Source organism: Agromyces sp. P1_H4, from assembly GCF_056405255.1.
In genome coordinates this window covers 1-6,088 of sequence record NZ_JBFUCL010000229.1, presented here as the reverse complement: position 1 = coordinate 6,088, position 6,088 = coordinate 1, and the positions used below count along the sequence as shown (strand labels likewise).

Here is a 6,088-nt window from a genome sequence, read left to right as displayed (position 1 = left end):
CACCCGACCTCGGCCTCCGCGCCGAGCAGCGCGAGGAGTTGCTCGACACCGCAGCCGAGAGCCTCGATTCGCTCGCCGGCCTCGTCACGAACCTCCTCGACGTGAGCCGCCTGCAGGCGGGTGCCCTCGCCGTGYAGCTCGCGCCGACCGACCTGGCCGACGTCGTGTTCCCCGCGGTCGACGAACTCGGCGTCGGTCCGGGCGACGTCGAGCTCGACTTCGCCGACGACCTGCCGCCCGTGCTGGCCGACGCGGTGCTGCTGCAACGCGTGGTCGTCAACCTCCTCGCGAACGCGGTGCGCCACAGTCCGCCGGGCGAGCGCGTGCGGCTCGCCGCGAGCGCCTTCCGCGATCACGTGGAGTTGCGCGTGGTCGATCGCGGCACGGGCATCCCGCTCGAGCGGCGCGACGAGGTGTTCGTGCCGTTCCAGCGCCTCGGCGACACCGACAACGACACCGGCCTCGGGCTCGGCCTGGCGCTGTCGAAGGGCTTCATCGAGGGCATGGACGGCACACTGGAGGCGGACGACACCCCGGGCGGTGGCCTCACCATGGTCGTCACACTGCCCGCTGCGACCGCCGAGGAGGCGCGATGAGGATCCTCCTCGCCGATGACGACGACCAACTGCAGCGCGCCCTGCGCATCACCCTCGGCGCCCGCGGCTACGAGGTGATCGCCGCGCACGACGGCGCTCAGGCCATCGACCTCGCGGCGAACGCGCACCCCGACCTCATCGTCCTCGATCTCGGCATGCCGAAGGTCGAGGGCGTCGACGTCATCCGCGCCGTGCGGGCGTGGTCGAAGGTGCCGATCCTGGTGCTGTCGGGCCGCACCGATTCTGCCGAGAAGGTCGAGGCCCTCGACGCGGGCGCCGACGACTACGTCACGAAGCCGTTCGCGATGGACGAGCTGCTCGCCCGCATCCGGGCACGCGCGCGGGCGACCGCGGGCGAGGAGCCGGATGCGGCGGCCTTCGCGATCGGCGATCTCGTCGTCGACCTCGCGGCGAAGACGGTGGGGCGCCCGTCCGGCTCGCCCGGCGCCGAGGCGGGCGCCGCGGCATCCGTGCGCCTGACCCCAACCGAGTGGCGCCTGCTCGAGCTGTTCCTCCGGAATCCCGGCAAGCTGCTGACCCGGCAGATGCTCCTGTCGGAGGTGTGGGGGCCGTACCACGCGAACGACGCCGGCTACCTGCGCCTGTACGTCGCGCAGTTGCGGCGCAAGCTCGAGGAGGTGCCGTCGGAGCCCCGGCACTTCCTCAACGAGCCGGGGCTCGGCTACCGCTTCGAGCCGTAGCGTTCGAGCCCTACGCCTGGAAGTCCTCGGGCACGTCGAGGGGCCGGCGCGTGTAGTACGCGCGCGCCTTCCGGTAGAAGAGCACGAGCGGCACGAGCCCGACCACGATGAGCCCGACGCCGAGGATGTTCACGATGGGGTCGTTGTTCGGGATCGAGCTGAAGAAGATGAAGACCATGAAGACGGCCCCGATCGCCGGCCACAGGCCGATGAGGAGGAAGTTCTTCACCGACTTGAAGATCACCTTGCGGAAGCCGACCACCACGGCGAGCCCGGCCAGCGCGTAGTAGAACGCGATCTGCAGGCCGATCGAGCTGATCGCATTCGACAGGATGTCGCCGACGCTGCCGAGGAAGTTCGAGCCGACGAAAAGCACCACCGAGACGCCGACCACGACGAGGGTGGCGAACACCGGCGTCTTCCACCGACGGTTGATCCGGCCGAAGGCGAACGGGATGGTGCGGTCCCGGCCCATCGCGAAGAGCGTGCGCGTGACCTGGATGAGCGTCGTCTCGAGCGTGGCGATCGTCGAGAGCGCGACCGCGACGATGAGGATCTTGCCGCCGATGCCCGGCCAGACGACGTCGCCGAGCACCGAGAGGATGTTCGCGCTGTTGTCCTCGATCGTCTCGGTGGGCAGCATGACGAGCGTCGCGATGGTGAAGACCTCGAAGAGCAGGAAGACGATGATGACGCCGATGATGCCTGCGGAGCCGGCCGACTTGTGGCCGTCCTTCGTCTCCTCGTTGAGGTTGGCCGCGACATCCCAGCCCCAGTAGTAGAAGGCGGCGATGAGGGCGGATGCCACGAAGACGCCCGCTCCCGACAGGTGCGTGAAGCCCAGCCAGTCCCACGAGAAGTTCGGGCCGGCGTGCTCGCTCGTGGAGGCCCGGAAGATCGCCACGGCGGCGAACACCACGAGGATGCCGACCTCGACGACCGACATGATCCACTGCGCGCGGGCCGTGACGGTCACGCCGAAGATCACGCAGGCGGCCATGACGAGGAACCACAGTGCGCCGACCGCCGTGATGAGCGGGACGTTGTCGGCCTGCGAGGGGTCGAAGAGCGAGACGGTCATGGCGCCGGCCGGCAGTGCGCCGGCCACCATGAAGATGGTCGCCGAGATCACGAGCGCCCAGCCCGAGAGGAAGCCGAGGATCGGGTGCAGGCCGCGAGCGACCCACGAGTAGGAGGCGCCCGCGTGCACGTCGACCCGGCCGAGGTAGAGGAACGCCCAGGCGATGCCGAGCATCGGGAGCCCGCACCAGAGGAGGGCGCCGGGCGCGCCCAGGCCGGCGACGCCGACGAGGGTCGCGGTGGTGGCCGCGATCGAGTAGGCCGGGGCACTGCCGGCCACGGCCATCACGATCGAGCCGGCCGGGCTCACGCCGTCGGCCTTCAACTGGTGCTGCTCGTACTCGACCGCCCGGATGTGGGAGGTCTCGGTCTCGAGGTCGGGCTGCGTCATCGCATCGCTCCTGTGTGTCCGTGAGGGGGGAAGGACAGGGGGACGCTAGCACAACGACGACGAATACACATGCGGATTTCGTTGATCGACCCGGCCCACGCAGTCGGATACGTCGCCCCGCGCCGTTTCCGAAGCGGATTCCGAAGGTCAGGCGGGATCCGCGAGGTCCGCCGTGAGGCGCGCCAGCTGGGCGATCCGATCGGCGCGCCGGCGCGGAACCCCGGGCACCCCCGGCCGCTGCTGGTCGGGACGCGGACCGCCCAGGGGACGGAAGTCGACGCCTTGCGCTTCGAGCCAGGCCAGGTACCCGGGCAATCGCGAGCCGAACTCCGCCCAGTCCAGCGGACCGCCGTTCCACGCGACCTCCGCGAAGGCGCCGAGGCGCGGGAACACGGCGTAGTCCAGCCGCTCCCGGCTGTCGAGATGCTCGGTCCAGACGTTCGCCTGCACGCCGACGACCCGGTCGCGCAGCGCAGCGGGGGCATCGGCGGGTACCGGGTCGAACGAGGCGACGTCTCGGAGGGAGAGCACGGTGCCGACGGGGATCGGCTCCTCGGGGTCATCCGACTGCCGGTAGTCGAGGTACGTCCACAGGTCGGGGCAGAGCACGACATCGTGGCCGAGCCGAGCGGCGAGGCCGGCACCGACCGGTCCGCGCCACGAGGCGACCACGGCATCGGCGGCGGGCCGGCGCCCCTCGAGCATCTCGTCCCAGCCGATCACCCGCCGTCCGCGCTCCGCGAGGTGCGACGCGATGCGGCCGAGGAACCACGCCTGCAGCTCCTCCTCGTGGGCGAGCCCGCGCTCGGCCATGAGCTCCCGGGTGCGGGCGTCTTCGTGCCACCGGCGCTTCTGCGCCTCGTCGCCGCCGATGCCGACGACCTCCGAGTCGAACACCTCGCACACCTCGTCGAAGACGTCGCAGACGAACCGCACCGCCTCCTCCTCGACGTTCAGCACCTCGTCCGAGATCCCGAAGCGGGTCCACGGCTCGGGCACCCGCGCCCGTACGGCCTCGACGTCGCCGACGCCGTACTCGGGATAGGCCGCGAGCACCGCGCAGACGTGCCCGGGCACATCGATCTCGGGCACGATCCGGATGCCGCGGGCGTCGGCATATCGCACGAGCTCACGCAGCTCGTGCTGGGTGTACCAGCCCTCGTGCGGCACGCCGTCGCCCGTCGCCGACGGCCCGTGGCCCAGCTGCGACTCGCTGCGCCGCCCGCCGACCTCGGTGAGCCGGGGGTATCGCCGCACCTCGAACCGCCAGCCCTGGTCGTCGGTGAGATGCAGCTGCAGCACGTTCAGGCCGTGCGCGGCGATGAGGTCGACGAAGCGCAGCAGGTCGGGTATCGGCCGGAACCGGCGGGCGACGTCGAGCATGACGCCGCGCCAGGCGAACCGAGGCTCGCCGTCGAGCCGGAGCGGCGCGCGGTCGATGGCGCTCACGTGCCGCCGGCGAGCTCGCGGGCCCGCTCCAGCGCGGCATCCGTCGCCCGGTCGAAGACCTCGGAGAGCCGTGCCGCCTCGAGCACCGCGACCGCGCGCTCGGTGGTGCCCTTCGGGCTCGTCACGCGGCGACGGAGCTCGGCGGGCCCGACGTCGGATGCCGCGAGCAGCTCGGACGCCCCGCGGAACGTGCCCTGCACCATCCGCGCCGCCTGCTCGGGCGTGAACCCCTTGGCGATCGCCGTCGCGGTGAGCTGCTCGATCAGGTAGAAGACGTAGGCGGGCCCGGACCCCGAGATGGTGGAGAGCGCGTCGATCTGCTCCTCGGGCACGACGATCACGTCGCCCACGGTCTCGAAGAGCCGCACGGCGAGCGCGAGGTCGTCGTCGCTCGACCGGGTGCCGGCCGACACGCCCGTGACGGCGCGGCCCACGACGGCCGGCGTGTTGGGCATCGAGCGGATCACCGCCACCGACGGCGGCAGCAGCGACTCGAACGTCGCCACGGTGACGCCGGCGGCCACCGACACGACGATCGCGTCGGGTTCGAGCGCATCCGCGATCTCGCGCAGCAGGTCGGGCACCATCGCGGGCTTCACCGCGACGACGACGACCTTGGCGCCCGCGACCGCGGAGCCGTTCGCCGCGGCATCCGTCTCGGTGGCGTACGACGTGACGCCCGGCAGTCCCTCGAGTTCAGCCGCGCGCTCCGCCGAGCGGTTCGTCGCGCGGATGCCGCCGTCGACCTCGATGCCCGGCTGCAGCAGCCCCGACAGGATCGCCCTGGCCATCGACCCGGCCCCGAGGAAGGCGATCGCGGGCAGGTGCACGGGGGCTTCGGCGCTCATGCGACCATCCTAGGATTGACGCCATGAGCGCATCGGGCGGCACCAGGGCCATCATCGCGGCATTTCTCGCCAACCTCGGCATCGCGATCACGAAGTTCATCGCGTGGTTCTTCTCGGGGTCGTCGGCGATGCTGGCCGAGGGCGTGCACTCCCTCGCCGACTCGGGCAACCAGCTGCTGCTCATCTTCGGGGGCCGCCAGGCGAAGAAGCAGGCCGACAAGGAGCATCCGTTCGGCTACGGCCGCGAGCGCTACGTGTACGCCTTCGTCGTCTCGATCATCCTGTTCTCGGTCGGCGGCGTGTTCTCGATCTACGAGGGCATCGAGAAGCTGAACCACCCCGAGCCGCTCGAGGTGCCCTGGCTGCCGATGCTGGTGCTCACGATCGCGATCATCCTCGAGTCCATCTCGCTGCGCACGGCCGTGAAGGAATCCAACCACGTGCGCGGCAAGCAGACGTGGGTGCAGTTCGTGCGCCGCGCGAAGGCGCCCGAGCTGCCCGTGGTGCTGCTCGAGGACGTCGCCGCGCTCATCGGCCTGGTCTTCGCGTTCATCGGCGTCGGGCTCACGTGGCTCACGGGCAACCCGGTCTTCGATTCCATCGGCACCCTGTTCATCGGCGCGCTGCTCATCGTCGTCGCCATCGTGCTCGGCATGGAGACGAAGAGCCTGCTCGTCGGCGAGGGCGCGAACGACGACGACCTCCAGAAAATCGAGCGGGCCATCCTCGCGGGCCCCGAGGCCGAGCGCATCATCCACATGAAGACCCTCTACGTCGGACCCGATGAGTTGCTCGTCGCCGCGAAGGTCGGCTTCCACGGCGACCAGTCACTCCTCGAGGTGTCGACCGCGACCAACATCATCGAACGGCGGGTCCGCGAGGCGGTGCCCGCGGCGCGGATCATCTACATCGAGCCCGACATCTACGTCGACCCGAACCTCGCGGCACCGCCCACCGACGCCATCGTCATCAAGGGCCTCGAGTGACGGATGCCGCGACGGATGCCGCGCGCCACGCGGCATC

6 protein-coding genes are annotated in these 6,088 nt (G+C 70.7%); 3 read left to right on the top strand and 3 right to left on the bottom strand.

Going from position 1 to position 6,088, the window contains the following annotated elements:
• Positions 1–596: sensor histidine kinase (locus AC1DY2_RS13575; RefSeq protein ID WP_476762916.1), on the top strand; the 596-nt coding region annotated here is incomplete at its 5' end.
• Positions 593–1,297, top strand: a complete 705-nt coding sequence (locus tag AC1DY2_RS13570) for a response regulator (protein ID WP_476762915.1) — start codon at positions 593–595, stop codon at positions 1,295–1,297. The genes AC1DY2_RS13575 and AC1DY2_RS13570, both read left to right, overlap by 4 nt.
• Positions 1,298–1,307: 10 nt before the next feature.
• Here the strand turns inward: AC1DY2_RS13570 and AC1DY2_RS13565 are convergent, their stop codons facing one another.
• From AC1DY2_RS13565 to proC, 3 genes are all read right to left on the bottom strand, one after another.
• Positions 1,308–2,768 carry an APC family permease gene (locus AC1DY2_RS13565; RefSeq protein ID WP_476762914.1) on the bottom strand — a complete coding sequence of 487 codons (1,461 nt, stop codon included), beginning with the start codon at positions 2,766–2,768 and terminating at the stop codon, positions 1,308–1,310.
• 147 nt (positions 2,769–2,915) lie between these two features.
• Positions 2,916–4,217, bottom strand: a complete 1,302-nt coding sequence (locus tag AC1DY2_RS13560; protein WP_476762913.1) for a beta-N-acetylhexosaminidase — start codon at positions 4,215–4,217, stop codon at positions 2,916–2,918.
• Positions 4,214–5,065, bottom strand: a complete 852-nt coding sequence (gene proC, locus AC1DY2_RS13555; RefSeq protein WP_476762912.1) for a pyrroline-5-carboxylate reductase — start codon at positions 5,063–5,065, stop codon at positions 4,214–4,216. The genes AC1DY2_RS13560 and proC overlap by 4 nt, the downstream gene beginning before the upstream one ends.
• 23 nt (positions 5,066–5,088) lie before the next feature.
• On the opposite strand from proC, the gene AC1DY2_RS13550 reads away from it, so the two are divergent.
• Positions 5,089–6,051, top strand: coding sequence for a cation diffusion facilitator family transporter (locus tag AC1DY2_RS13550; RefSeq protein ID WP_476762911.1), 963 nt, complete (start codon positions 5,089–5,091; stop codon positions 6,049–6,051).
• Positions 6,052–6,088: the final 37 nt, after the last annotated feature.

Bases quoted from the DNA above. Each gene is read 5' to 3' on its own strand.
- proC (WP_476762912.1), bottom strand. From the start codon at position 5,065: ATGAGCGCCGAAGCCCCCGTGCACCTGCCCGCGATCGCCTTCCTCGGG.
- AC1DY2_RS13570 (WP_476762915.1), top strand. From the start codon at position 593: ATGAGGATCCTCCTCGCCGATGACGACGACCAACTGCAGCGCGCCCTG.
- AC1DY2_RS13565 (WP_476762914.1), bottom strand. From the start codon at position 2,768: ATGACGCAGCCCGACCTCGAGACCGAGACCTCCCACATCCGGGCGGTC.
- AC1DY2_RS13550 (WP_476762911.1), top strand. From the start codon at position 5,089: ATGAGCGCATCGGGCGGCACCAGGGCCATCATCGCGGCATTTCTCGCC.